This is a genomic window from Paenibacillus hebaui, from assembly GCF_051934385.1.
Lineage (GTDB): Bacteria > Bacillota > Bacilli > Paenibacillales > Paenibacillaceae > Paenibacillus.
In genome coordinates, this window is the sequence record NZ_CP196836.1 from 427858 (window position 1) to 453164 (window position 25307).

General features: G+C 47.9%; 28 protein-coding genes. 18 read left to right on the plus strand and 10 right to left on the minus strand.

The features are described 5' to 3' along the window. Positions 1–24: 24 nt before the first annotated feature. Positions 25–888, minus strand: coding sequence for an AraC family transcriptional regulator (locus tag ACR32F_RS01960; RefSeq protein ID WP_440115636.1), 864 nt, complete (start codon positions 886–888; stop codon positions 25–27). Between the two features lie 254 nt (positions 889–1142). On the opposite strand from ACR32F_RS01960, the gene ACR32F_RS01965 reads away from it, so the two are divergent. After that, positions 1143–1601, plus strand: a complete 459-nt coding sequence (locus tag ACR32F_RS01965) for a cupin domain-containing protein (RefSeq protein WP_440115638.1) — start codon at positions 1143–1145, stop codon at positions 1599–1601. Positions 1602–1792: 191 nt separating this feature from the next. Here the strand turns inward: ACR32F_RS01965 and ACR32F_RS01970 are convergent, their stop codons facing one another. After that, positions 1793–2620 carry an aldo/keto reductase gene (locus ACR32F_RS01970; protein ID WP_440115640.1) on the minus strand — a complete coding sequence of 276 codons (828 nt, stop codon included), beginning with the start codon at positions 2618–2620 and terminating at the stop codon, positions 1793–1795. Between the two features lie 338 nt (positions 2621–2958). Between ACR32F_RS01970 and ACR32F_RS01975 the strand changes: the two genes are divergently transcribed. The 4 genes from ACR32F_RS01975 (at position 2959) to ACR32F_RS01990 (ending at position 6513) form a co-directional block, all read left to right on the plus strand. Further along, the gene (locus ACR32F_RS01975; RefSeq protein ID WP_440115642.1) at positions 2959–4215 is read left to right on the plus strand and encodes a DUF445 domain-containing protein; all 1257 of its coding nucleotides are present in this window, start codon (positions 2959–2961) and stop codon (positions 4213–4215) included. Between the two features lie 329 nt (positions 4216–4544). Beyond that, positions 4545–4826, plus strand: coding sequence for a hypothetical protein (locus tag ACR32F_RS01980; protein WP_253429381.1), 282 nt, complete (start codon positions 4545–4547; stop codon positions 4824–4826). Between the two features lie 15 nt (positions 4827–4841). Further along, positions 4842–6188, plus strand: a complete 1347-nt coding sequence (locus ACR32F_RS01985) for a lipase family protein (protein WP_440115644.1) — start codon at positions 4842–4844, stop codon at positions 6186–6188. A gap of 52 nt (positions 6189–6240) precedes the next feature. Continuing rightward, on the plus strand, positions 6241–6513 hold the full coding sequence (locus ACR32F_RS01990; protein WP_440115646.1) for a hypothetical protein: 273 nt from the start codon (positions 6241–6243) through the stop codon (positions 6511–6513). Positions 6514–6734: 221 nt separating this feature from the next. Here ACR32F_RS01990 and ACR32F_RS01995 read toward each other — a convergent pair whose 3' ends face one another. The 4 genes from ACR32F_RS01995 to ACR32F_RS02010 all read right to left on the minus strand — a co-directional run bounded on the left by ACR32F_RS01995 (position 6735) and on the right by ACR32F_RS02010 (position 11166). After that, the gene (locus tag ACR32F_RS01995) at positions 6735–7520 is read right to left on the minus strand and encodes a YcnI family copper-binding membrane protein (RefSeq protein ID WP_440115648.1); all 786 of its coding nucleotides are present in this window, start codon (positions 7518–7520) and stop codon (positions 6735–6737) included. 243 nt (positions 7521–7763) lie between these two features. Continuing rightward, positions 7764–9476, minus strand: coding sequence for a copper resistance CopC/CopD family protein (locus ACR32F_RS02000; RefSeq protein WP_440119651.1), 1713 nt, complete (start codon positions 9474–9476; stop codon positions 7764–7766). 201 nt (positions 9477–9677) lie between these two features. Next, on the minus strand, positions 9678–10334 hold the full coding sequence (locus tag ACR32F_RS02005; RefSeq protein ID WP_440115650.1) for a response regulator: 657 nt from the start codon (positions 10332–10334) through the stop codon (positions 9678–9680). A gap of 1 nt (position 10335) precedes the next feature. After that, entirely contained in the window at positions 10336–11166 is an 831-nt protein-coding gene (locus ACR32F_RS02010) for a sensor histidine kinase (protein WP_440115652.1), read from the minus strand. Positions 11167–11471: 305 nt separating this feature from the next. Between ACR32F_RS02010 and ACR32F_RS02015 the strand changes: the two genes are divergently transcribed. Then, positions 11472–11645 (plus strand): hypothetical protein, encoded by a 174-nt coding sequence (locus tag ACR32F_RS02015; RefSeq protein WP_440115654.1) that lies wholly within the window; start codon positions 11472–11474, stop codon positions 11643–11645. A 133-nt stretch (positions 11646–11778) separates the two neighbouring features. Here ACR32F_RS02015 and ACR32F_RS02020 read toward each other — a convergent pair whose 3' ends face one another. From ACR32F_RS02020 to ACR32F_RS02030, 3 genes are all read right to left on the minus strand, one after another. Next, entirely contained in the window at positions 11779–13611 is a 1833-nt protein-coding gene (locus ACR32F_RS02020; RefSeq protein WP_440115656.1) for a bifunctional diguanylate cyclase/phosphohydrolase, read from the minus strand. A 295-nt stretch (positions 13612–13906) separates the two neighbouring features. Continuing rightward, the gene (locus tag ACR32F_RS02025) at positions 13907–14497 is read right to left on the minus strand and encodes a DUF5317 domain-containing protein (RefSeq protein WP_440115658.1); all 591 of its coding nucleotides are present in this window, start codon (positions 14495–14497) and stop codon (positions 13907–13909) included. 244 nt (positions 14498–14741) lie between these two features. Continuing rightward, positions 14742–16184, minus strand: coding sequence for a hypothetical protein (locus tag ACR32F_RS02030; RefSeq protein ID WP_440115660.1), 1443 nt, complete (start codon positions 16182–16184; stop codon positions 14742–14744). 277 nt (positions 16185–16461) lie between these two features. Between ACR32F_RS02030 and ACR32F_RS02035 the strand changes: the two genes are divergently transcribed. The 6 genes from ACR32F_RS02035 to ACR32F_RS02060 all read left to right on the plus strand — a co-directional run bounded on the left by ACR32F_RS02035 (position 16462) and on the right by ACR32F_RS02060 (position 22641). Then, positions 16462–17511 (plus strand): BMP family lipoprotein, encoded by a 1050-nt coding sequence (locus tag ACR32F_RS02035; RefSeq protein WP_440115662.1) that lies wholly within the window; start codon positions 16462–16464, stop codon positions 17509–17511. Positions 17512–17624: 113 nt separating this feature from the next. Then, a complete protein-coding gene (locus tag ACR32F_RS02040) occupies positions 17625–19124 on the plus strand; it encodes an ABC transporter ATP-binding protein (RefSeq protein WP_440115664.1) in 1500 nt (499 codons plus the stop codon). Continuing rightward, positions 19121–20188, plus strand: coding sequence for an ABC transporter permease (locus ACR32F_RS02045; RefSeq protein WP_440115666.1), 1068 nt, complete (start codon positions 19121–19123; stop codon positions 20186–20188). The genes ACR32F_RS02040 and ACR32F_RS02045 overlap by 4 nt, the downstream gene beginning before the upstream one ends. Next, positions 20172–21095: an ABC transporter permease gene (locus ACR32F_RS02050; RefSeq protein WP_440115669.1), complete on the plus strand. Its 924-nt coding sequence runs from the start codon at positions 20172–20174 to the stop codon at positions 21093–21095. Before ACR32F_RS02045 ends, ACR32F_RS02050 begins: the two co-directional genes overlap by 17 nt. Before the next feature lie 22 nt (positions 21096–21117). Then, positions 21118–21789, plus strand: coding sequence for a sulfite oxidase-like oxidoreductase (locus ACR32F_RS02055; protein ID WP_440115671.1), 672 nt, complete (start codon positions 21118–21120; stop codon positions 21787–21789). Positions 21790–21849: 60 nt separating this feature from the next. After that, the gene (locus tag ACR32F_RS02060; protein WP_440115673.1) at positions 21850–22641 is read left to right on the plus strand and encodes a nucleoside phosphorylase; all 792 of its coding nucleotides are present in this window, start codon (positions 21850–21852) and stop codon (positions 22639–22641) included. Between the two features lie 368 nt (positions 22642–23009). Here the strand turns inward: ACR32F_RS02060 and ACR32F_RS02065 are convergent, their stop codons facing one another. Continuing rightward, the gene (locus ACR32F_RS02065) at positions 23010–23150 is read right to left on the minus strand and encodes a hypothetical protein (protein ID WP_440115675.1); all 141 of its coding nucleotides are present in this window, start codon (positions 23148–23150) and stop codon (positions 23010–23012) included. Between the two features lie 24 nt (positions 23151–23174). Here ACR32F_RS02065 and ACR32F_RS02070 point away from each other — a divergent pair, with 24 nt between their 5' ends. From ACR32F_RS02070 to ACR32F_RS02095, 6 genes are all read left to right on the plus strand, one after another. Then, the gene (locus ACR32F_RS02070; protein WP_440115677.1) at positions 23175–23492 is read left to right on the plus strand and encodes a hypothetical protein; all 318 of its coding nucleotides are present in this window, start codon (positions 23175–23177) and stop codon (positions 23490–23492) included. A 24-nt stretch (positions 23493–23516) separates the two neighbouring features. Further along, on the plus strand, positions 23517–23699 hold the full coding sequence (locus ACR32F_RS02075) for a hypothetical protein (RefSeq protein ID WP_440115679.1): 183 nt from the start codon (positions 23517–23519) through the stop codon (positions 23697–23699). Between the two features lie 98 nt (positions 23700–23797). Then, positions 23798–24280, plus strand: coding sequence for an N-acetyltransferase family protein (locus tag ACR32F_RS02080; RefSeq protein WP_440115681.1), 483 nt, complete (start codon positions 23798–23800; stop codon positions 24278–24280). Between the two features lie 67 nt (positions 24281–24347). Then, on the plus strand, positions 24348–24596 hold the full coding sequence (locus ACR32F_RS02085; RefSeq protein WP_440115683.1) for a hypothetical protein: 249 nt from the start codon (positions 24348–24350) through the stop codon (positions 24594–24596). Positions 24597–24626: 30 nt separating this feature from the next. After that, on the plus strand, positions 24627–25025 hold the full coding sequence (locus tag ACR32F_RS02090; RefSeq protein WP_440119652.1) for a metal-sensitive transcriptional regulator: 399 nt from the start codon (positions 24627–24629) through the stop codon (positions 25023–25025). A gap of 54 nt (positions 25026–25079) precedes the next feature. Next, entirely contained in the window at positions 25080–25280 is a 201-nt protein-coding gene (locus tag ACR32F_RS02095) for a copper ion binding protein (RefSeq protein WP_053779829.1), read from the plus strand. The last annotated feature ends 27 nt before the right edge of the window (positions 25281–25307 follow it).

The following is a 25307-nucleotide window of genomic DNA, read 5'->3' on the forward strand; positions in this document are numbered from 1 at the left end:
ATACCACTCCTATCAATGGTGATGTTATGTGATGATTGATCGGTGTTCTTTGCGGTAGCGCAGCGGGGTTGTACCAGTTACCTGTTTGAATGTTTTGTTAAAATGAGCCGTATGCTCAAATCCTACCTTCTCTGCGATCATGTGTACACGCTCTTGTGTGGAGAGCAATCTTCGTTGTGCCTCTCGGACCCGAACAACACGCAGATATTCGCTGAACCGGAATCCGGTAAAACGGCTGAACATCCGGCTCAGATAGGATGGGCTGATATAAAAGCGGGCAGCTGCTTCTTCAAGAGTAAGTGGTTCATTATAGTGGCTGTTCACATAAGTGGCGATTTCACTGATTTTGTCCTGCATCGGATGCAGAGGAGCTGGAGATGATTGACGGACGGCCTCTTCAACCCGATGGATGCGTATCAGGAGCTGGGCAAGCAGGCTTCTCACCACGATTTCATAGTGAGGACGGCGCTCTTTGCATTCTTGCAGCATTTGCCACAGTATTCGTTCCATCTCAGGCTGTTCCGCCTTGGGGAAGTGCAGCAGTCTCGAACGATCAAAGGGGAGCAGACCACATATGCCAAGCTCCATCCCGGTGGCAAAAGAAGGCGAGAATCCGATCAGAATTCGCTCAAAGCCTGGAATATTTCCTTTGGAAGTCGTATGTACATCATGGGGATTGATTAGAATCAGATCACCTTTGCTCGCGGTGAGAAGCTGACCATTCATGGAATATACCCGTTCACCTTCCAGTAGATAATACAGCTCGTAAAAATGGTGCGCGTGAGGCTGTGGCATGGCATTCCCATCATGTCTGCTCATATGTTCAATGGTGAATGAATTTTCGCCAATTCGATATTTGGGTCCAATCCGATCCTCTATTACACTCATAAACACGGCTCCCCTCCGCTTCAGCTAATTCACGTTTATATCCATATCATAACGGAAAATCCATCTTATTGTAAACGCTATCATTTTAAAGGGAGTTAGAAGAATCGGACAAAAAGAATGTTAAGACCGTGTTTTTATTCACCTCCTCTTGCTGCATAGGTGACAAAAGTCTGATGATGTTTTAGAGTAAGGAGAGTGAGGCAAAACTCTGGTTAGGGTGTCTCCAATCCGATTTGAAAGGAAGGAAACTGGTTATGACGACACATGAATTATCGCCATTGGTTGCTGCGCTAAATATGCAGCCACACGTTGAAGGCGGTTGGTATAAGGAAGAATGGAAGGCATCGTATCAGATTCCGCAATCGGTTCTGCCGGATACATACTCAGGCCCTCGATTCTCGGCAAGCTCGACGTACTTCCTGCTGCATTCGCATGAAGTCTCGGAATGGCATACGGTTCTGTCCGATGAACTTTGGCTGTGGCACAGCGGCAGTCCGGTTGAACTGAAACTGGGCGGCAACGGGGAGAACCCGGAGAACGAGGAAGTTCTCATTCTGGGTATGGATATTGCTGCGGGACAATCACCACAGGTGCTCGTTCCTGCTGGCGTATGGCAAACCGCACGTCCACTGGGCGATGAGCCTGTACTGGTTACATGCGTGGTAGCACCAGGTTTCCACTTTGATGATTTCAAGCTGGTAGCCAAAGGCTAATTATAACTTTTATAATGAAATCCCGATCCAGATGCATAGGCATCTGAATCGGGATTTTTGAATGGAGTGTATTTGGTACGCTATGGCGATGACGGATCAATTCGGATTCTCGTTACTCATCCAGCTGTCCATATAGAAATCGGTGGAAACAACAATGGATTGAAGACACACCCTAAGTATAGATGCTTATATTAAAAGTTAAAGTTGTCGGGATTGGAACCGAAGCGTTTGTTCTCGTTCAATTGATTAATATGCTCAATTTCTTCAGGAGTCAGCTCGAAATCATACAGGTCGGCGTTATCACGAATACGCTGTGGTGTAATGGATTTCGGGATGGTTACGATACCATTTTGCAGATCCCAGCGCAAAATTACTTGTGCGGGGGACTTGCTGTATTTGGCAGCGATATCCTGAAGCAGCGGATGCTCCAGAAGATGTCCCTGACCCAGTGGAGACCACGCTTCAATCTGAATCTGATGTTTGCTGCAATACTCTCGAAGCTCTGTTTGGGTCAGTAGCGGGTGAAGCTCCACCTGATTCACAGCAGGTTTAATGGTGGCATCGGTCATTAGGTCTTCCAAGTGGTGGATATGGAAATTGCTTACCCCAATGGCACGAATACGTCCTTCTTTATGCAGCCTCTCCATTGCTCTCCATGTGTCCTTATACTTGCCCTTGACGGGCCAGTGGATCAAGTAGAGATCCAGATATTCCAATTCGAGCCGTTCCATACTGGCTTCAAAGGCCGCCAGGGTGGATTCGTACCCTTGATCGCCGTTCCACACTTTGGTGGTAATAAACAAATCCTCGCGGGCAATTCCGGATTCACGAATACCCTGAGCTACACCGGATTCGTTGTTATACGCTTTGGCGGTATCAATGCTGCGATAACCTGCCTGAATTGCCGTTTTGACGGCTTCGACGACTTCTTCGCCATCCTTAACCTTAAATACGCCAAAACCCAGCCAAGGCATTTTGACTCCGTTATAAAGTGTTGTTGTGTCCTGCACGTGTTTCATGGTCCGAAATTCCTCCTTTGATTCATCAATGATTCCATTATGTAATTACCCTGTGGTCCGGCTGCCAATCGAAAACAGGGAAGCCGTCTGAATTCATTATACTGGAAACGGTCTGGTATTGGCGAAAAACGACTATTTAGATTGGAAAAACCCCCTCTTTTATTCTTTTTTCGCCAACCAGAGGTTTGGTTTTGACGCGTGTGGGTGATAAGATGAAGTATACGAAATATGGAAGCCAAGACTTCTCTAGTGGAGGGTTTACATAAAGAACAGAAGGAGTGCGGGGTATTCGGTTATAAGCCGGACCGTGCGATTAACGATAAAGGAGCAAGATGACAATGGCTAAACCTAAACAAACCAAAAAAGCAGCCGCCTGGTCTCTCGTCGTGATGGGAGCAGGATTTGCCGCGTCGTTGCCATTCCAGGGCAGTGTAGTGGGGAAAATGCTGGTAGGATCATTTGAAGCGGGATTGGTGGGTGGACTCGCGGATTGGTTCGCCGTAACGGCGTTATTCCGTCATCCACTGGGTATTCCGATTCCACATACAGCATTGCTGCCCAAAAATCGGGATAAAATGACGGAAGGCCTTGTCTCCGCGGTGGAGAACAACTTGCTCAATAAAGACAGCATTACCGAAAAAATCGCTGATTTTAAAGCAGCGGAGAGGGTGTTGGATACGTTGACACGTGAACTCCACACCGATGGAATCAAGACCATGATTGATACACTCTGCAAACGTATCCTTGCCGGACTGCCGCTGGAGCAGATTGCTCCACTAGTTGCAGGTGAGATCAAATCACAGGTTGGAGCCTTCGACCTGGGTCCCATTCTGGAGCGGGCGCAGGTTCAGATGAGCGAGCGAGGTTATGATGCCAAAGCGCTGGACTACGGTCTGAAACAGGCAGAGGAGTGGCTTGTGAAACCGGAGACTGTTATGTTTTTGGGCGAAAGCGGCCTGAAAGCGATCAGTGGAATCCAGATGAACGGGTTGATGCAATTTGCGATGAATGCGTTCATGGGCTATTTGAACGAAGAGCGTCTGGGTAGCATTTTGCAAGGGTACCTGTTTGAACGGGTAGAGGACATGAAGAGGGAAGGCAGTGCTCTCCGTTACAAAGTGCTTGATCTGGTACGGACCCAGACCTTACGTCTGGCTATGAGTGAGAGTGTGCAGGATGGAATCAACGGCTGGAAGAACAATATGCTGGATGGATGGAACGCAGAGGAAACGGTGCTGAACAAGCTGGTCGAACTGAGGGATAAGGCGCTGGCTGCGATGGAAGATGGGCAGTATGTAGAGACGTACGCACTTCCTGCCATTGAGCGGGTATTGTCCGATTTGCGGGCAGATGATGCATTGCTGGCAGGGATGAATGCCAAGATTGTGGATGGCGTAACGAATCTGCTGGAGAAAAACCATTCCAAAATAGGTAACCTCGTACGTGAAAATGTGGACAAAATGGACAATGCCTCCTTGGTCTCCTTAATTGAGGATAAGGTCGGACAGGATCTGCAATGGATTCGAATCAACGGAGCCGTAACCGGTTTTATTATCGGGATTGCGCTTACCGCTCTGCGGCTGGTGCTGGAATAACAATTAAGTATGGCTAGACGGAGCCGCTCTATAGAGCAGGCTCCTTTTGGTTTTTCCGAATATTTATCAAGTGTATGATGCAACAAGGGGGGAAACGGGTAATGTACACCGAAAAGCTCTGTTTGAATCATTATAGGAATAAAGTTATATAAAAACGATGCTCTTAGCCGATGTGACCATGTTGATTTTGTACTATGATTCAGGTACTGGTGGACTATGGACATTCGCTTGAACCAAAAGGGGGGATTGGTATTCAACGTACAGGATGGCTAAAGGGTTTATTCGCACTGATGATGGTGTTTACTATATTTCTGGGAGGTTGTCAGAACATGAATGCAAGTGAGAAGGAAGCTTTATACCAGGAAGCTGAAGCGACCGTAATTCAGCACTTCAAGCAGAAGTTCGAACTGGATGTTGTGATTACAAGCAAAGAGTTATTGCCTGAGATGGCAGTGTCACAGATTGGGTTGAAAGGGCATGTGAAAGATCATGAAGATCAGAGCTTTGGCATTTCGTACGACTACAAAAAGAAGGTAACCAAGAATCTGGTAATCAGTCCTGAAATTGAGGAAGTCATGATGGCCAAGGGACATGATCCATATGCCAAATAAAGAGGAGGTGTAGTTTTGAGTAACGAGTCCAAGATTGATGACGAGACGTATAAAATTATGTCTGATTTAGCGTACCAGGATCAAAAAGCCGGGGATAAGCTAACAGAACTCCCTGGATGGGAGGTGCTTGAAGGTACGGAGAGTAATAAATTATCCGGTTTTGATGCTATGACCTTCTATAATCCCGAGACCAAGGAAGCGGTGATCGCATATCGCGGTACCGAAGGAAGTGCGCCTCTGGATCGGTCTGTACCTGACTTTGTCATGGATGCCCGAATCGGGGGCGGAGAGTTGATTCGCAAGGGACAGCAGGAGACTGGAAATTTTATCAATGATCTTACGCCTGAATGGCTCGACAAAGGGGTTGAGGGCGTTAAGGACTTTACTGGCATATCCAAAGTGGAAGATTGGACGGGTGACAGAGTAAGGGACGTGGAAAACTGGACTGGTGAACGTGTAAAAGATATTGAAAAAACAGTGTCCCCTACAGGCTGGGCTAACCAGATGTATCAATCCGAAAACTATGCCAGTCACATGCAGGATAAACATAAGGATCTCAATTTCTCAATGACCGGACATTCACTCGGTGGGGGCAATGCGCAGTATGCATCCGCTTATACCGGAATTCCTGCTGTGACGTTCAGCGCGCCATCCGTAATGGGTAACTTGACCCCGGAAGCCCGGCGCAGGGCAGAAGCGGGTGAATTTGACGGGCAGGTTGTGAACTATGCGAACCCGAGTGATCTGGTGGCCAGTGGAACACTGGGGGGATATGATCGGCATGTGGGATCAACCTATTACATCAATTCCGATTATGACTCGGCGAATGATGGTGTGAGTATTATAGATAAAACCAAGAACACGTTTGGCGGGGAAAACTATCACAGCTTAGACCGATATGACTTCAAGAACGGTTATGTATCCAATGACCTGTATGATCCAATTACGGGAGAGAAAGTTCGCTACTCCCCGCGTCTTATGGATCACCTAGGACCGTTTAGCAAGAACGTGGGCCCTGTACGTCCCAAGACAAGTGGTGGTGGCGGAGGTGCAGTAGCCACGGGGGCAGCAGGTTCCGGGCTGATTCAGGTTACGCCGGAAGAACTGAAAAGTGTGGCTAGCCGGTGGAAGCAGAGTGCACAACAGTGCAATGCAGAGCTGAATCAGGTGCGAAGCCGTATGGCACAATACCTGCATTCCAGTCGCAGTCGCAGACTGGAGCCGATCGTGACCCAGCTGGATGCGTCTATTAACGAATTGAGCACATGGCATATGAAACATACGAGCCAGTTCCTGAACTTCATTGATGAGAAGGCGGATGCCTTTCGGCAGGCGGACGAGAGTCCGGTTCATTTTAATTAGGGTTCCAGAATGGTTAACGTAAATATCATGTACATAGGGGAGGGAAACACGAGTGGGTGGACAATTGCTGGTGGAATTGGATGATCTTCGGATTGCCGAAAAACAACTGACTCAGCTGCTTGCCCGTTTACAAGCGGATGAGCAGGAGGCTCGTGCATTGTACGGTCGGCTGAACGACTGGAAGGGACAATCCGCGGATCATACAAGGGAACAAGTTGAAGCGTTCTTTGCGGGTCTGTCCAGTCGCATTCATTCAATAGAGCAACAGAAGAAGAGCTTGCTGCAATATATTGAGGTTATGATTCAGACGGATGAGGGACGCTGATAGGCAATATGCAATGTCATGTTGTGGATGACAATTCAGCGTTAATATGAGTGTGAACTTGTTGTGGAATTCAGTATGATTAAGTGCATGAACCACTGAGTAAAAAAAGAACAGGGATAGCCAAAAAAAGAAGCCTATAGCACATCGGGTTAAATCCCTTATGCCATAGGCTTCTTTTTTATCTCAAGTTATCTTAATTTATCGTGAACTTCAAGTCGTTCTTAGCGTTTTTTGCGACGTGTTGCCAGAGCAATCCCCAGGAAGGACAGAATCAGAGCTAGAATGGATACGATTAGTGTTGCCTGTTGCAGCTTCAGTGTACCCGAGTCTGAATCCGTATTGTTCGGCTCACCTGTAACGGTGTCGTTCAAGGCGTCACCCAGCGTGGTATCATCGTTTGCTTTGGTATCGTCAGCAGCTCCAGTACCAGTGCCCGCTTTGGTATCCTCATGTCCTTCGTTGCCGCTCGCAGCACCGCTATGGTGATCTCCGCCTGCCGCAGCGTTACTTGTAGCAGCAGGGTCTTCGCTGATCGTCGTAATACTGTGCGGGTTGCTGTCACTTGGTTCGCCTGTCCATTCCACGATGCTGCCATCGCTGTAATACTGGAATGCATCCCAGGCTACTTCAGCTTTAGTCTCCGGATTTTGAGCGACGAAGTTGAACTGCTGGAATTGACCAGCCAGAATTCCTTCGTTATCTCCGTCCACTTCCCATGTAATTGACGTCACTTCATTGGATGCATTTTTCTCAGTGGAGATTTTCCAGCCTGCCAGTGGTTGGTATTGCTTGAATGCAACACCCTTCGGTACTTTCAAGGTGATTTTGGTGGTAGCCAGTTCTTTTTCTGATGGAATCTTGATGCTGTACGTTTGCCATGCACCTGTCTGTGCTACGGTTGGGTTGACAGTAACGTGAGCGCTAGCGAATCCGGCGAACAGCATCAACGCTGCGGCACCTGTTGCGATAGTGGATGTCAGTTTGGAAGTCCATGATGTTTTCTTCAAAATAAATAACCCCTCTCAGTTCTACATATATGATTTCAACTAAAGATGATTTACACTTGCACTCCGATGACAGAATAACCTTCCAATCGCTGTTATCCCCAGATTTTTCGATCCCCTTTTCTCAAGGGGAAAATCCGGTGATAAAGGCGAACGCTTCGCTTTTTCAGGTTTTTTCTGTCCTCTCCGTTATTGTGTAAATGTTTAGTTGAACATATATAGATCAATTAATTAAATGATTTGTAACTATGGATTGGCGGTGTCGATCTCAAATTCGGCATCCAGCGAATCCAGGGAACGGGTCAGGAGATGTACCTTGACGTTCCAGCGTCCCGGCATGGAAATGTAGTCTTCTGCCTGATAGACCCCGGTGTCGTTTTTCGGAATCGTAATTTCATAAATGCCCATATCCATATCCAGATGTGTTAGGGACAGTGTGATCTGTTCCAGATCGTTAACTGTGCTGCCATCTGTTTTCTTCACGTCAACCTTGAACTGGTTCTCTCCGGTCACATTTGGACTTACCTGGAGTGTAATCGTAGAACCATCATCGGTGGTCTGCACTTCGTTATAAGGCCCGACCGCTGCTGGTTGTCCTGGAGACAAGTGAGTCAGCACAGCGGCAAGAGCAAGAACAACGGCACCCGCGGCAAGCTCAGCCTTGAGACTGCCTGAGAGTCTGCTGCCGCTCGCGGTACGTGCAATGCTGGCATGACGCCAAGCGAAGACAAGCATCACAATAAGCAGGACGATCTTGGCGATCAGGACAAGGCCATATGCTGTAGTGAACAAGGAGGTCAGCACGGGTGCAGGCAGAATAATCAGGCTGCTGTATATTCCCGTAGCGACCAGAGCAGCCACGGCACCTATGCCCCATGCGGTAAACCTGCGAATGGCGGTCCAATAGACTTCTCCTCGAACCTTGGCTGGTAGCTTATCCGCCAGTGGTGGCAGACATATCGCCATGGCAGTCAATGCCCCAATCCAGAACGCAGCTCCGATCAGATGTACGAAGTCCATGGTGATCGCGAGTGCACGTTGATCCGCAGCAGCGGGATGTCCCGTCATTGCATGGGTGAACAACCAGCCAAGAACAAGTGCAAGTGATCCGTAAGAGGACCAGATACGGATACCTATGGAACGGTCTCGATCATATCCAGAGAGAATGGTGACTGCCAGCAGCATTACAATCAACATCTGTACGATCCAAATCTGCCCAAATGATGTCAATTTGAGTGCACTGCCGATCAGTGCCCAGCTGAACTCCCCAAGTGATACGCCTGATTCATACAACGTGTTCAGGGGCAGGCTGATCAGAGCGGCAACAGATGTGGCACCATAACTGATCCATAACAGTTTGTAACTCCCTGGCACATCCAGTGGTTCTCTCGCCATGGAAGAAGGCGCAATCCGGAAGAGCAGGAAAGCGAGTGTGCCCAAAATCACAGACAGTCCCAGATATTGAATCCAGTCTGTCAGGGATAAGATCCATTTTAGCGGACCGCCAGTTTGACCGGAACCTGACGTAAGGTCTCCAAGCCCGGCGGGTGAGCCCGATGGTTCTCCAATATGGAAGACGTAAGCTCCCTGAATGGGGTGACCATCCGCAGATACGGCTTTCCAATTGACGGCGTAAGTTCCGTTCCCAAGGCCAGTACGCAGACCCGTCTCCAGAATATGTGGGCGATCCGCTTCGACCTGTACGTTTCCGTCGTCTGCCTGTGATCCGTCAGGTCCGGTGATTTTAATATCATAAAAGGCCGTCTGCAAAGACTCGTTGAACTCCAGAGTCAGGCGTTCAGGTGCAACCGCAAGCTGTTCGTTCTCTCCTGGGGAAGCCTGCACAATATATGCATGGGCAGATGCCCATTGCGGTATAACAAGGCAACATACAAGCAGCAGGCAGACCATCATTGCCCAATGCCGTTTGCCCAATTTCGTGGTGAACCAGGCTAACATCAAAAAAACATCACCCTTAGGTCGTAGAATTGTAGTCAATCTTTGTCATGCGCACACAATCTATACCATTATAACTTTGTCCAAAATAAAGGCGTATGACTACTTTGGGCTATAAAAAAACAATTTGATCCAGGGAATTGTGACAAAAGCATGAATGCTCTGCTATTGGATTGGAATTTATGATTATATTTGAAAAAATAATTATTTACGAAGCTTGCGGCCTGCCAGTCCGCTTTCCAGTGCGTAACGGGTCAGTTGTACGCGATTTTCGAGTTGAAGTTTCTGTAAAATATTTTTCAGATGATTCTTCACCGTTTGGTCCGAAATGCCAAGCTGGTCGGCTATCTCGCGATTGGTATATCCCGCAGAGACCCATTGAAGAATCTCAAGCTCCCTCGTGGTCAGGGGATTGTCCTGTACATCTTCGCTGCGAGGTGCGGGGAATTCCTGCAGAATCCGGTAGGCCAACTCCTTGCTTAATGGTGCATCATCGCTGACGATGGCGCGAAGGTATTCAAGCCAGGTGGAGGGAGAAAGGTTTTTGAGTAAATATCCTTGAGCACCTTGTTTCAGTGCTTCGAAGAGATAGGTTACATCATCCGATACAGTGACCATGACGATAATGACATACGGAAAACGGAGCTTGATCTGTCGGGTGGCTTCCAGTCCATCCATATCCGGCATCTGCACGTCCATCAGAATAAGATCGGGCATCCATTGCCCGGTAAGCTCCAGTGCTTCTGTTCCATTCGAAGCCATACCAATAACTTCAAACAGACTGTCTTCGGATAAAATACTACAGATTGCCTCACGCGCATGCGCGTGATCATCAACAACCAGTACACGTACATGTTCCATACTAGGCATGCTCCTTTCCAATGGTCATCTGTGTTTGACCTGGTCTTGAATCAAGGGTAAAAGACCAGCCCATCTGAACAGCACGTTCCTTCGTAATTCGCAATCCGTAACGATCTTTGAGCTGTAACGGGTCTCCGCTCAGTCCGACACCATTATCTCGAATATGGATAAACCATGATATTGGGTTACCTTCAGCGTGGACCTGAACTTTCGTAGCCTGAGCATGTTTACGTACATTGAGCAGCCCTTCCCGGATGCAGGCCAGCAACTCTACTTGCTCCTTGGCCGAGAACGTTGTTCCATTCAGGTTCCAGTGAATATGAGCATCAGGTACCGTTTCTCTGACAAGGACTTCGACCTGTGCATGCAGGGCAATTTCTTCGGGAGCCGCAGTATGTCCGGGTACGTAACGGAGCTGGGCGATGGCTTGCCGCACGTACGCGTTGACCTCATGCACGGTTTTGCGAATTTCCCGAATCTCGCTCTCGTGACCGCTGCCTGCCAGGCTGCGCTCGGCCTTATCCGTTTTCACCGACAGGAGAAAAAGAGACTGTGAGATACCGTCGTGCAGCTCCCGGGCCAGCTCGTCACGCGCTTCAAGCGCCGCTTTGGAAGCACGTTCCTGCTCCAGAGCAGCCCTGGCACCTTCCAGCATGCGAAATAATCGGATGAGCAGCGTCACACTCACGAGGTAAACGATGACAGGGGTTAACCAGTTTCCTGCATCCATCGAAAGATATGGCATCAGGAACTGATGACGAATATATTCCCAGATGCCAACGGTGAAAGTGGGAATAAGCAGGATCATCCATTTGATTTGTTTATATGACATGAATGCAGAACTCCTTTGGTATAGGATTAACTTAGATATGTAGTTTGTTTAAGTAGGTTTGGCACCATTATAACGCAAGCTTGTCCAAGACCCTAGTCTGTACTTTTGGAGGAACCTGGGGAGGATCAGGGAGTATTTAGAAGGATATCTAAGAACAGCATGGGGTGAAATGTTGTCACGCTAGATGAGGATTGATGTGAACAGCTGAGGAGGGCTGAGTCCGTTTTCCCTATCGGAGAAGGTCCTCTATACTTAATAAAGAACGTGAATTCATTACAAAACATGTTAAGGAGTGAAGCAACAACATGAGTCAAGAAGTATTGGAACGTCGCAGTGAATTGCTCAAAAAGAACATTCATCAGATGCTTGTTCAAGACAATCAGCACGGGATCAGTCGTCAAGACAACATGTTTTTGCAGCAGATGATCAAAGAGCTGCATCAGACCTCACATGAACTGAATACCAATAGCAATCGTTAATGTAGAATCTGCACGAGAATGAAGTAGTCTGGTGTACGATTCATTCCATGATGAAAATGAAAAATGGCGCTACTCCTGATCAGACCGGGGGTAGCGCTTTTGGATTTATACCGGAACGTTAACTTGTTTCGTGTTATAAATGTTGTTGCTGTACAGTCCGCTTTTGAATATATCGGATGAATATCTCTGCAAGCTCTGGATCGAACTGTGAACCTGAACACATCCGCAGTTCCTTGATCGCCTCTTCGACGTTTTTGGTTTCCTGGTAAGGTCGTTCTGTAGTCATTGCGTCAAAGGAATCAATTACCGTGAGCATCCGGCACAGCCTTGGAATCTCATGTCCTTTTAGACCATAAGGATAACCCGTTCCGTCATACCGTTCGTGGTGAAGTTCAATATAAGGAATCAGATCTGCGAAGCGGTCCGTGGCTATGGCCATCTTTTTGCCCCACGTCACATGCCCCTTGATCGTCTCCCACTCTTCTACAGTAAGCTTCTCTTTTTTGTTCAGGATGGACCAAGGAATCTCCAATTTCCCAATATCGTGAATCAGTGCGCCCAGCACGAAACTCCGTTTCTCTGCATTGTCGAGCTCCAGTAACTCACTAATGTCGAGCGCGTATTTATACACTCTTTTGGAATGTTTGAACGTATCCATATCCTTATACCTGAATAGGTTGAGCTGCTGCTCAATATCGCGCACATCCTGCACCAGATCGATCTCATGCTCTATGCCATCATTGCTGCCGTGGCGATGCACATTGTTTTTACCCTGTTTCTTGGCATAATACAGTGCTTTATCTGCCTGATCCACGAGCTGTGACTTGTTATACATATCCACCTGATACCGTGCAACACCCGCCGAGAAGGAGAGACAGCTGTGGGGAAACACTTCAACCCCTTCAAACGGCGTATCATTCAGTTGCTTGCGCAGTTTGTTCATGAACGTGTAGGCTTCGTCTAAATCAATGCCCGGCATGAGCAGTGTGAACTCTTCCCCGCCATAACGAAACGCAGTGACCTGTGTACCTTCTGTCTTTCTACTGAGAAAGTCCCCGAGAAAAGCCAGCAGACTGTCGCCCTGCAGGTGACCGAAGCGATCATTATACTTTTTGAAATCATCAATATCGATGAGTCCCAGAGAGAGCGGGGTTCCGTGGGTACGGGCGGCAGTCAGTTCACTCTCCAGCATGCTTTCGAAATAACTATGATTGAACAGTCCTGTTCGTTGATCTGTATTGGCCTTTTCTTCAATCGTCTGATACATCACAAACAACTGCCTGAATGCATGAGAGAGCAGGATGCTAAGACTCAGATATAAAATCAGGCCCAACACGCCGTTGTGCACCACGAGAATGGTCAGGACAAGTGCCAGAATCAGTGTACATAGATAAACCAACAGGGATTCGGTAACGAATACCCGTTTCATCTGCTGTAATGCATCTTTGGTTGAAAAGTGAAAAAATAAGCCGAGTGTGATCGTGTTAATCATGAAATAGGCTGCGAGCGCTGCAAAATAGGGAAACAGGTTGTACCCATCCAAAGTTCCCGACTGACCGCCAGTCCATTCGAATACGGCCGCAGCCCCCGTAATCATGAGACTGTAAATGCTGAAATTAACGATGTGTTTCCACCAGGTGAGCTTGCGATCTTTGATTAACAGGATAATGGAGACAGGGAGCAGCACAGACAGACTGAAGGCTCCGCCAAACATGAATATGCAGGCCAGATATACGGAAGAGTCCATGGATTGCTGGTTGCCCTTGGGTGGAATCTGGAACGTGAAATAATCCAGTATTAGCGCTGCACCCAGCATAGTGTAGACCATGACCCAATCTGTAGTCGATAAATGAAGGTAGGACCATTTGTTCATGTACAGAAAAATACCGATGCCTGTGCAGCATAGCAGCACAACGTATAAGCTGCTTCGATCTGCTTTATGGATAAGGTTACGAATAAAGTTCATAAAAATTCTCCTGCTTGGTTTAGTCTGCTCTTGTTGTAGATATATCCGTTTGCACGATGTTGATGTATAACATAACAAGTTACGTCCCAAAAATCCAGAAAGAAAAAACAGGCCGCTGGCGGCCTGTTTTTCTTGGTTCGCGAGTTCAATACTAGCCGCCTAGCTTGTATCCTGATGTTAATGCAACAACAACAGAAGCCACGATGATTGCGTTAATGACCAGACGGGAATATTTAATGCCCTCGAATTTTTTCATGGAAAAGACCTCCCTTCCTTGGAGTCTGTTCGAATCTCTTCAGGCCTGATGGGGTTCGGTGGATTGCAAAGTCTCATTGCTCCGATTCACCATCATGTACTGGATAAACAGGAATATGCCGACGTTCATAACGACATCACCGATGCTGATGACTTGGGTACGCGGATAAGGTGCGGACAGCGGGATGATATCACCGAGAAAAGAGAGGCGTGTAGACGCATCCATCATAAAATGTTTGGACACCGCCCCGCCTTCCCGCAACATATCCATATAATTGGAACCCAGTACAGTGGATGATTCGAGAGAAACAGGCATGCGTCCTCCATTAACCGCCATCACGACAAAATTGAAAAATACGCCGATCCAGATCAGCATAAATCCTCGGTAATGCCGGTTCAACCACAGAAATGCCAGACCTGTGATGTAAATGGCAGCAAATAGATAACCGTTAATGGAAGCGACCCATGCATATCTTTCCTGTAGGAAAAAAATGAAGAACTGAGTCAGTAACAATAATGGAAATATCCAGCCACCCCGCAGTTTAAGTGCTGCAAACTGGTGGACACCATACCGGAAACCGCCCCGGAATAGTCCAACGATCAAGCCAAGCAGAATGCCATCGTATACCATGAGTAACTCCTGTTCGTGCAGATATGTGTAGTATCATTACATGTTTATGTACATAAAGACATTCGACCTTTTATTGGTAAATCCTGCATAGAAAAAATGATTTTCACATAAGAAATTTGCAAAATGCTGAATTAAAAACCGCCTTTACGAACCAATGGGTCGAATCCATTGTAAAGTTCGGTAAAGACGGCTCAATATGATGCCAAAATGCGAGTTTTAGTGCAAATGTTCAAGGATAGTATGTTTACTCCGATTCACCGTTCAGATAATTGAAGAAAGGCTGGTCCACCCAGAAGTTGTAACTGGATATGTCCGCATCAGGGGCAAGCTTCCGGAAGCCTTCCTGAATCGTCTTGGAATTCTCTTTCAGAGAGAAGGATTGTGCATAATAGTTGCCGAGCGAGATTTTATTATTCGTAATGACCGGATAGTTGGCAAGAGTTGTTGGTGAATAATACAGTGGCTGCCACCAGGAAGCATGGATGAGAGCTGACGCATCATCACTGTCCTTTTTGGCATATTTTAAAATGATGTCGTTAAATCGGGCTTTGTCTGCCGCATTGTTGAACTCGAATTGAATGTCATATTCCTTCGCATAGGCAATATAGTTGCCGTTCTCGATCTGTGTCACTTTATAGTCTGGCGTTTCCTTCGGCTCGCCCCATTCCTTCAAATAAATGAAGGCAGATGTCTTCGGCTGGAATTGCACATCGGCATCAATACCTTCGCTACGCAGTAAACCAACCAACTGTACAGCATGTTTGATATTGTCATGTCCGTAAGTTAGGGTCAGCTCATCGATGAAGTTGGAATTGAAGCGGCTATCCTTCAGGTTGTAACCTGTTACGAGGTCATTCCGCAGCGCCTGATCCACGATCTTTCTCAGTTCGGGTGCTTCAATAAGATCTGCCGTGCTAAAGGCAGCAACCAGTTTGGAATAGATATCAGCATCGCCGGAGCGTCCAATCTCGTGTTTGTACTTACCTTGGCTGGTTAGTACTCGTCCAAGCAGAATGTTGGCAAAATCATTACTCGCTACGCCTCCCTTAAGAAGAGCAGGATACAGGCTTTCAGGAATCAGACCGGTGTCAATGGCCGCGGCCAGCTCTTGTGCCGCTTGTCCCTTAACGCGGTTCGGATTGATGCCAACCTTTGCGAGTGCCTTCACGGTTTTCTCTTCGGGATACGTATAGGCAAGCTCTTTGAACCCGGCTGCTTTCACCGCGATGAAGACAGCGGCATAGGTGCTCAATGGGTCCTTGGCACGAACCTCTGTGCCGGACAGAATACCGTTGTTATGTAAGGAAGCGGCTGCATCATAGGCAGAATCACCAGAGGTCAGATCAGTAAAGGCTGGTGCCTTGGCTATACCGTTGCTCGCTTCATCCGTAGCTATGGCTGCTTGATCGGCTTCAATAATGGCTGCAATCGCTTGGATAAAGTCGCCCTTGGTGATCTGCTTCGGTAATTGAATATTGTACTTGGCTTGTAAAAATTGGGCATAATCTGCTGCGCTTTCAGTATAAGCCGCTGGAGCTTGGGCTGACGGTCCTTTGACCGTCAACGAAGTCGTTTTTCCCGTTGGCGTAGCAGAGGCTGCGGAAGCAGAAGCGGGCAGGCTAAGGCTGCCAAGGGTAACCGGAGCGGCGAGCAGGGCTGCCAGCGTGATCTGGGTGATTTTTTTCAAATGAATAGCCTCCTTAAAATGGGTTGGAAAATAATGAAGATTGCATTATAATTCTGACAAATCCTATCTGAATAGAATAATTGGATTGACTTTAGCACGGAGAAGCACTCCATGTCAATGGAAATAAAGCTTGATATAGAGCGCTTTCCAGAGCTTCAAAGTATGCAAATCACCAATTATATTCCATTTGAGTGTATACGCTCAAAGATTTATTGACAAGGATCGACAGTATCCGCTAGGATAAGAAAAAAGAATGTTGAAAAGGGGTATTTTCAAAATGAAAAGAGGTTTATCGTTCGTCTTATCGATCATGATGTTGGCTATTTTGTTGGCGGCTTGTGGGAATTCGGCTTCTAAAGACGAACAATCGGCCCAAGGTAACGATTCTGCCAAAGGTAGCGATTCGGAGAAATCACTGCGCATGGCACTCGTACTTCCTGAAAAAATAGGGGTTAACCCTTTCTTTGTACAGATGGATGAAGGTTTCAAAAAAGCAGGCGAAGAGTTTAAGGTAGATACCAAAACGATTGAATCCACAGACCCGGCAGCATTTGAGCAAAATCTGCGTGCTGCGGTTGCGGAGAACTATGATCTGATTATTACAGCAACATTCCAGGCAGAGGATGCATTGAAAAAAGTAGCTGCCGAGAATCCGGACAAGTCCTTTGCGATTGTGGACACAACCGTTGATCTGCCTAACGTTCGTAGCGTTGGTTTCCGTGAATATGAAGGGGCGTACCTGCTGGGTGCAGCTGCCGGATTGTCCACGAAAACAGACAAAGTCGGTATGATTGCTGCGATGGACGTTCCATTGATCAAGAAATATACAGAAGGTTTCAAAGCCGGTCTGGAATCGGTGAATCCGAATGCAGAATTCCTCGTGAACTATGTTGGTGGATTCAATGACCCGGCCAAAGCAAAAGAATTGGCACTGGTTCAATTCGGCAAAGGCGCTGACTTCATCGCTGGCGCATCTGCTGTAGGCGATCTGGGGGTGTTCGAAGCAGCGAAAGAAAAAGGCTTCTATACTTCCGGTCAGGATACAGACCGTACCGTTGAAGATCCGGAACATATCGTATTGTCTCAATTGAAGTCAACCGATACGGTTGCTTATGAGACAGTGAAGGACTTCGTAGAAGGCAACTTCAAAGCAGGCGCTGTAAACTACGGCTTGAAAGAAGATGGCGTAGGCTTGACTTACGTAACACGCGATAGCGAATCCCCGCTGAATGCTTTTGTGGGACAAGAAGTTATCGACAAGGTTAAAGCAATTAAGGATGATATCGTATCTGGCAAAATCGTAGTGAAAGATCCATTGCAACAATAGTTTTTATTGTTCTGTGCAATGAGTGAGTGATGGCGTTGAATAGCCGGCTGCCCGATCAGGCAGCCGGTTTTGCTGCTATTAAATGACCAGACCGAGAGGAGAGAACGCTGGATATGCTGTTGGAGATGGAGCAGATTACGAAGAAATATGGTGGCTTCACCGCTAACCGGGACATTCATTTTAATTTGCGAGAAGGAGAGATTCATGCCCTTGTCGGTGAGAACGGAGCCGGTAAAACGACCCTGATGCGCATGTTATATGGTATGGAGCAACCCACATCAGGCACAATTAAAGTTCGTGGTTGCGAGGTAAGCTTCGCTACCCCGTCTCAGGCCATGGCAAGTGGCATCGGCATGGTGCATCAGCATTTCATGCTGTTTCCTTCCTTTACGGTGGCGGAGAATATCGTGATCGGTCGCGAACCGGCTGGGGCAGGTGTGTTTGACCGCAAAAAGGCAGCGGCCCAGGTGAACGAATTGGGCAGACAATATGGTATGCCTGTGGACCCGTGGAAAAAAGTATCCGAGTGCCCTTTGGGGATGCAGCAACGTGTTGAGATTCTCAAGGTGCTGCATCAAGGAGCGGACATTATTATATTGGACGAACCCTCGGCGGTGCTGACACCGCTGGAGGTGAAGGAATTGCTGGCGAACATGAAAGCTCTTGCCAAGCTGGGCAAAACGTTTGTACTCATCACCCATAAGCTGCAAGAAGTCATGGACGTGGCGGACCGGATCACGGTCCTTCGTGATGGCCAGGTGACAGGCACGCTGGAAGCGAAGGATACCCATGTGGAAGAATTGTCCCGTCTGATGGTTGGGCGTGAGCTAGTACGCATGAATAAGTCGCCTTCTGTTCCGGCAGAACCTGTTCTGCAAGTAGAAGCGTTAACTTTGTCAGGAGCCAAGGATCGTTCGCCGCTTAAGAATATTCACCTGGAAGTCCGGAAGGGTGAGGTTGTTGGGATTGCAGGTATTTCGGGTAACGGCCAGTCTGAACTGATTCAGGTCATTGCCGGGCTGCACAAGGCGGACAGCGGTCGTGTGCTGCTATCGGGGCAGGATACAACGAACTGGCCCGTACGGCGCATTCGTGAGCATGGACTCGCTCATATTCCGGAAGATCGGTATATGTGGGGAGCAGCGAAGGATGCGAGTGTTCGTGAGAACGGACTGATGGGGCACCATCATCGTCTGCAATCACGTGGGATCATTAAAGCGAAGGCAGCACGAGCCATGGTGGAGGACTGGATCAAGCAGTTCAGCATCAAGACAGGTTCTGCGGAAACGAAAGCACAGTTTTTGTCCGGTGGTAATCTGCAGAAGCTGATTGCCGCTCGTGAATTTGCACAGGATACACCGTTTCTGGTTGCAGCTGAACCTACACGGGGCGTAGATATCGGAGCCATGGAGACGATTCATGCCGAATTGCTTCGTAAGCGTAATGAAGGCGCGGGTGTTCTGCTCGTTTCCTCGGAGTTGTCCGAAATTTTACAATTGTCTGACCGGATTATTGTCATGTATGAAGGCGAAATCGCCGGTGAATTGAAGGCAGATGAAGCCACAGAAGAACAGATTAGCTTGTTGATGGCAGGAGGGAAAGTGCGGATATGAATCGGGTAAAAGACAGTCTTCGCGGACTCGTACAGCCGCTGCTTGCCGTGTTCATTGGCCTGCTTGCAGGCGCTGTAGCGATTCTGATCGTTGGCGGTAATGTGGTGGATACGTATGGGGAGATGTGGAAAGGGGCCTTCGGCAACTTCTACTTCTTCACGAACACCCTGGCTCGCTCCACGCCAATCATATTGGCAGGACTCGGTGTAGCACTGGCGTTCCGTGCCGGATTTTTCAATATGGGAGCGGAAGGTCAGATGATTCTCGGTGGACTTAGTGCCGCTCTGACGGCGCTCTATCTGCCGGGGCCGGGCTGGTTTGTCTGCATCGCGGCGATTGTGGCAGGTATTATTGCCGGAGGAATCTGGTCCCTGTTTGCAGGCTGGCTGGATGCACGCTTTGGAATGAATCTGTTGATCACAACACTGCTGCTCAACTATATTGCGATTTATTTTGGGGGATACATGGTATCCTACCCATTCAAGGATCGCACCGGATCGGCAGCCATGGCCCAGACACCGATGATTGATCAGAGCGTCTGGTTGCCAAAGCTGTTCCAGGGTATGGGACTGCACGCCGGTTTCATCATTGCTATTGTAGCGGCCTTTCTCATCTACTGGTTCACACACAAAACGGTAACCGGATATGAAATTCGCATGCTGGGTAGCAACCCATCGTTTGCAACGTATGGCGGCGTTCGACGCATTCGCATGATGATGCTGTCCATGATCATCAGTGGTGGGCTCGCAGGTCTGGCGGGCGCGGGCGAAGTGCTTGGCACACAGTACCGCTTCCTTGATGGCTCGTTGTCATCGGCAAGTTACGCGTGGAGCGGTATTATGGCAACGCTGCTTGCCCGCTCGCATCCGCTCGGTACAGCTGTGGCAGCGATTCTACTTGCTGCTCTGCAGACAGGTGCCATGGGCATGGAGCGTAATACCGATGTGCCGCTTGAGGTCGGCAGCGTTATCCAGGCGGTATTGACGTTATTTGTGTCAGCTCAGATCGGATATTCATTCCTGAAGCGGAGAAAGGAGAAAAAATCCAATGCAACAACTGTTTGATGCAGCCATGTTTGGCTCTACTTTGCGGATTATGACTCCGATCCTGCTTGCAGCGCTCGGTGGGGCTTTATGCTCCCGTGTCGGTCTGTTTAATGTGGGTCTCGAAGGACTCGTTCTAATTGGGGCTTTCTCCGCTATTGTGGGTAACTATCTGTTTGGTAATGTGCTTCTGGCCGTACTTTTCTCGATTATCATCGTGATGTTATTCTCGGCACTGTTTGCTTTTATCAGTATTAATCTAAAGGCCAATGCGATCGTAGTCGGAATCTCGCTAAATTTCCTGGCAGCAGGACTGACGACCTTTGCACTGCGTGCGATTTTTGATGTGAAGGGTGCATACTACGATAAAAATATGCAGGGACTTCCTAAATGGGACATCCCACTCATCAAAGATATTCCGTGGGTCGGTGACGTCATCTCAGGGCATAGCCCTCTCGTCTATCTCGGTATTGTGCTCGTTATTGGATTACAATTCTATCTGTTCAAAAGTGTCTCCGGTTTCCGTCTGCGTTCGGTGGGCGAGAATCCGATTGCAGCGCAGAGCATTGGCATCAAGGTGCGTGGCATCCAGTATGGGGCCGTCCTGATGTGCGGCGTGTTGTGCGCCCTGGCGGGTGCCCAGCTGTCTCTGGGTCAGGTAACCATGTTCACGGAGGGCATGACTGCCGGACGCGGTTTCATCGCGTTGGTAGCAACGATGCTGGGACAAGCGAATCCGCTCGGTGTCATGGGTTCCAGTCTGCTGTTCGGTTTCATGGAAGCATTGAGCATTCGTTTGCAGGGCTTCACCCTGCCAACTCACTTTACAATGATGCTGCCGTATATTGTGACACTGGTGGCGATGTTCTTTTTCAAAGATCGCACATATGCACAGGACGCACTGAAAGCGGGCGGAAGCTCGCGTTAATGTAAAAGAGGGAGGGATAACGTTGCTTAACAAGGCTGAACGTCTAAAAAAAACCAAAACTCAGGCACCCAAAGCAGGTACCGAGCATGGAGACCGGCTGCCGCCGGGGCAGATGCTAACGGAGAAATTTCCGATTCTGCATGAAGGCGAAGTGCCGGAATATGATCTGTCCACCTGGGATCTGAAAGTATTTGGCGAAGTTGAAGAGGAGAAGGTGTTCTCCTTGGCCGAGCTTCAGGCTATGCCTCAGGTGAATACTGTGAGTGATATCCACTGTGTCACACGCTGGTCGAAATTTGATACGCCGTGGGAAGGTATTCGGTTCTCCGATTTTGTGAAGCTTCTGGGAGTTAAGCCAGAAGCGAAATACGTCATGATTCATGCTGATCATGATTATGAGACGAATGTACCGCTCGAAGAATTAATGCATGATGACGTATTGCTCGCTTTCAAATATAATGGCGAGCCGCTTACGCCCAAGCATGGCTTCCCGCTGCGCCTTGTCGTGCCGCAGCTCTACTTCTGGAAGAGTGCGAAGTGGGTGCGTGGTCTGGAATTCATGACCGAAGATCGCAATGGCTTCTGGGAAGTGAATGGATTTCACCATTTTGCCGATCCGTTTAAGGAGCAGCGCTTCTCGGGTGAGGATCTGCCGATTCCAGAAGACGAATGGACGAAGAAGGAATTTGATTAAAGAAAGTTTCATTATAAGAAGTTTGATTATAGAAAGTATGATTAAAAGGAGTGGATGAACATGTTGCTGCCCATTTTGCAAATTCATTCGGAAGACATGCCGGCGTATGCCATCGTGTGCGGTGACCCGGCACGGGCGGAAAAAATTTCTCGCAAGCTGGATGGGGCGAAGGAACTCGCATTTAGCCGCGAATATCGTACCTTTGTAGGGGAATTCGAAGGTGTGCAGATGGCTGTTGTCAGCCATGGCGTAGGTTCACCGGGAGCGGCTGTCTGCTTCGAGGAGCTGATTCGGGCAGGCGTAACGACCCTGATTCGTGTAGGTACGGCAGGCTCGTATACAGCCGATTATCCGGCAGGCAGCGTCATTGTCAGCACGGCAGCGGTTCGTTCGGACGGACTGACACGCCAACTGGTACCGGATGGTTTCCCTGCGGTAGCGGACATTGGCGTTACGAGCGCATTGATCGCTGCGGCCCGTGGGCTGGATAGCAGCGCAAGCAATGCAGCAGCCGTTAGCGATGCGGGAACGCCAGCCCTGGGCGGGGGTAAGGTCGGCGCAGGAATTACCGTGACGTTGGACGCCTTCTTCGCCGGGGTAGAGGACATTCCGCATCGCAAATACAAGCAAGCGGGTGCTCTTGCCGCCGAGATGGAGATTGCGGCGCTCTACATCGTCAGCACCTTGCGTGGTGCGCGTGCCGGAGCGATTGTTGCCATCGACGGTTTCGCAGACAGCGATCTGGCCGCCGAGTATGATCCACATACGGATGCGGTAGCCCAAGCGGTGGAACACGAGATTGAAGCAGCGCTGCGTGCGCTGGCTGCACTCGCTCGCCAGGATCAAGCGTAAGTAAGGTTCGGCAGGGTATTTTGGAGTTTCATTGTTATAAAGCAAAACACGTAAATGATGTCTATCTGAGGTGGACAATTTGAAGGGGCGTCCCGTAAGGTCACGAACATGACCTTACGGGACGCCCTTTTTTTATAGTAAAACCAGAGCACCATCAACCGACGTGCAACCAATCGTTATAACCGTCTAATGAACAAAGTGCGTTCTATCCAACAAGTTCTACAGGTGCGGTGCCCCTGAATAAATCGAATGCAGCTAGAAGCGGAGGAAGTCATTTTGGATAAACAGGTTGACTTCGATTAATAGGGAACAGGATGTATCATGAAAAATGACGTATGGATGATGCGCATGTACTACGGGCGCAGGATCTATACGTCATTATGTGTATCAGGGGAAATAACACCTTGTTCTTTCTCGAATTCCTCAATATGCTGCTCAATCAGATACTCGATCTGCATTGCGATGGATCGTTTGTTTTTGTCTGCAATCACTTTATTATTTAAATTCATAGTGATGTCACTTTTTTGGAGGATATGATGGAGGAATTCGAAGAAGTATTTAACCAATTCAAAGCGCTTCGTATGCGGAGTATTGGAAATCTTGTGATTTATAATTCAGAAGAATATAAAAGATTGAATCAAGAAAGTGATCGTTTATTTATGGAGCTATGTGAATATGTTAAGCCAGAGGGGATGTCTTTATTTTTGGACTATTGTAATGTAATAACCCTTCTTCAGGGAACAGCAGAGCTGGAAATGTATGAGCAAGGCTTCAAAGATGGATTTAGCTTGTCCCTCCCGAGAATGGTAATACAGAAAATGGGCACGTTATATAAAGGAACATCACCATGATTACGAAAAAAGGAGGACTTCAGCGTGAAACAGAACAACCAACCTCAGGATGAGGCGGCAATTCGCAACAAATTGGATGAAGACGGAGATTCCTTAATGGAGAAAAAGAAAATTTTGAGCGGGGTGGACATCGAGCCGCAAGCGGACGAATGGTCTGCTAAGCCCTCTCCTGTAGCTTTTGACGAGGCCAAATCCTCCAAGGAATAAGAGGAACGAAATATAGCTTGAAACGAAGCGGATGCCATTAAGGTATCTGCTTTTTATTGTATAATCATGGAAAGTGTTTTTGAAAAGGAGAGGATAAAATGAACAGGCTTAACATTAGACGGGCTGAAATCGGGGATTATCCGGGAGTATCGTCGTTAATGGATGAACTGCATCATATGCATGTGGAAGCCCGACCCGACGTATACAGGGCGATGCAGCCAAGATTGAATTATAAGGAATATGAGCAACTACTTGAAACGGATTATCATTATCTATATGTCGCAGAATTGCTGGATGAGGTTGAGATTGTTGGATATGCGAGCGCACAGTTGAATGTGATTCAGAATGTGGATTTGTTGCTGGATCGCAAAGTACTATACATCCATGAACTTGTTGTGGACAGTAAGCACCGTGGACATGGGACAGGCAAACAACTGATGCAAGTGCTGATCGAACTTGGCAGAGAGATTCAGGTCGAAAGTGTTGAGCTGACTGTTTCCACATTTAACACGGGAGCACAGGCATTTTATGAACAGTTGGGTCTGGCCGTCCGCAGCAGCAGAATGGAGTACATACTGTAAAGTCCAGACTGAGTGGGGGATTGAAGAATCATTGGTGAATCCATGTTCTGTGGGAGGGCCCAATACGATGAGAGGTAATTCGAGTGAACAGATGGATTTTGAGCAGCATTTTGAAATACAGAGGATATGTTATGCAAAGGATACGGAATATCTTGCTCTTAGTATGCGAAGACTATTGGGGAAATTTTCTGAACAAATGGATATGGTAGCCGAAGCCACAGTGTTGGAAAGTGCTATATTTCATAGGCAGGGAATATCCATTGTAAGAAAAATGATGGAACAGTATTGCATACCCCCACGGGGTATGTTACTCTAATAAAAGAACGAAAGAAAAGGGGTGTTCATGATGGATCATCAGAGCGATCCCAAAGAACCTTTGCAGTCCTCCGTACCGGATTTAATACAAGCTTCAGATGCAGATCAGCAAGCCAATTCATGTCATACCACAGGCAGTGACGAAAAGCCTGTGCGCAAGAGCCATCACTCCCAAGAGATGAAGGGCAACCTGATTTCCCGTTTGAATCGCGTCGAAGGACAGATTCGTGGAATCAAGGGATTGATCGAGAAGGACACCTATTGTGATGATGTGCTGACACAGATTGCGGCGGCTCAGTCTGCTCTCAATTCAGTGGGCAAGTTGTTGCTCGAAGGCCATATGAAAAGCTGTATCGTTGAGCGCATCCAGGCTGGAGAACATGAGGTTGTGGATGAATTGCTGGTAACGGTAAGGAAGTTAATGAAGTAATTCATTGTAATGAAGGAAGTCCATCATTTTTTATATCATAAGGAGGAATTATCCATGTCTAATATTACGTTGAACGTTACAGGAATGTCTTGCAACCACTGTGTGAAATCCGTTGAAGAAGCCGTGAAGAATGCGGGGGCGAATGGACAGGTTGATCTGGCAGCAGGAACGGTTGCAGTTGAGTATGATGAGCAGAAAGTCAATGTGGATCAGATCAAGGCTGCCATTGAAGATCAAGGGTATGACGTAGTTTAATCATTGCAGGCTTAAACAGAACTTTCA

Coding starts and splice junctions, on each gene's coding strand:
- ACR32F_RS01960 (WP_440115636.1), bottom strand. CDS start 888: ATGAGTGTAATAGAGGATCGGATTGGACCCAAATATCGAATTGGCGAA.
- ACR32F_RS01965 (WP_440115638.1), top strand. CDS start 1,143: ATGACGACACATGAATTATCGCCATTGGTTGCTGCGCTAAATATGCAG.
- ACR32F_RS01970 (WP_440115640.1), bottom strand. CDS start 2,620: ATGAAACACGTGCAGGACACAACAACACTTTATAACGGAGTCAAAATG.
- ACR32F_RS01975 (WP_440115642.1), top strand. CDS start 2,959: ATGGCTAAACCTAAACAAACCAAAAAAGCAGCCGCCTGGTCTCTCGTC.
- ACR32F_RS01980 (WP_253429381.1), top strand. CDS start 4,545: ATGAATGCAAGTGAGAAGGAAGCTTTATACCAGGAAGCTGAAGCGACC.
- ACR32F_RS02000 (WP_440119651.1), bottom strand. CDS start 9,476: ATGTTAGCCTGGTTCACCACGAAATTGGGCAAACGGCATTGGGCAATG.
- ACR32F_RS02005 (WP_440115650.1), bottom strand. CDS start 10,334: ATGGAACATGTACGTGTACTGGTTGTTGATGATCACGCGCATGCGCGT.
- ACR32F_RS02010 (WP_440115652.1), bottom strand. CDS start 11,166: ATGTCATATAAACAAATCAAATGGATGATCCTGCTTATTCCCACTTTC.
- ACR32F_RS02015 (WP_440115654.1), top strand. CDS start 11,472: ATGAGTCAAGAAGTATTGGAACGTCGCAGTGAATTGCTCAAAAAGAAC.
- ACR32F_RS02020 (WP_440115656.1), bottom strand. CDS start 13,611: ATGAACTTTATTCGTAACCTTATCCATAAAGCAGATCGAAGCAGCTTA.
- ACR32F_RS02025 (WP_440115658.1), bottom strand. CDS start 14,497: ATGGTATACGATGGCATTCTGCTTGGCTTGATCGTTGGACTATTCCGG.
- ACR32F_RS02035 (WP_440115662.1), top strand. CDS start 16,462: ATGAAAAGAGGTTTATCGTTCGTCTTATCGATCATGATGTTGGCTATT.
- ACR32F_RS02040 (WP_440115664.1), top strand. CDS start 17,625: ATGCTGTTGGAGATGGAGCAGATTACGAAGAAATATGGTGGCTTCACC.
- ACR32F_RS02045 (WP_440115666.1), top strand. CDS start 19,121: ATGAATCGGGTAAAAGACAGTCTTCGCGGACTCGTACAGCCGCTGCTT.
- ACR32F_RS02050 (WP_440115669.1), top strand. CDS start 20,172: ATGCAACAACTGTTTGATGCAGCCATGTTTGGCTCTACTTTGCGGATT.
- ACR32F_RS02060 (WP_440115673.1), top strand. CDS start 21,850: ATGTTGCTGCCCATTTTGCAAATTCATTCGGAAGACATGCCGGCGTAT.
- ACR32F_RS02065 (WP_440115675.1), bottom strand. CDS start 23,150: ATGAATTTAAATAATAAAGTGATTGCAGACAAAAACAAACGATCCATC.
- ACR32F_RS02070 (WP_440115677.1), top strand. CDS start 23,175: ATGATGGAGGAATTCGAAGAAGTATTTAACCAATTCAAAGCGCTTCGT.
- ACR32F_RS02080 (WP_440115681.1), top strand. CDS start 23,798: ATGAACAGGCTTAACATTAGACGGGCTGAAATCGGGGATTATCCGGGA.
- ACR32F_RS02085 (WP_440115683.1), top strand. CDS start 24,348: ATGAGAGGTAATTCGAGTGAACAGATGGATTTTGAGCAGCATTTTGAA.
- ACR32F_RS02090 (WP_440119652.1), top strand. CDS start 24,627: ATGGATCATCAGAGCGATCCCAAAGAACCTTTGCAGTCCTCCGTACCG.
- ACR32F_RS02095 (WP_053779829.1), top strand. CDS start 25,080: ATGTCTAATATTACGTTGAACGTTACAGGAATGTCTTGCAACCACTGT.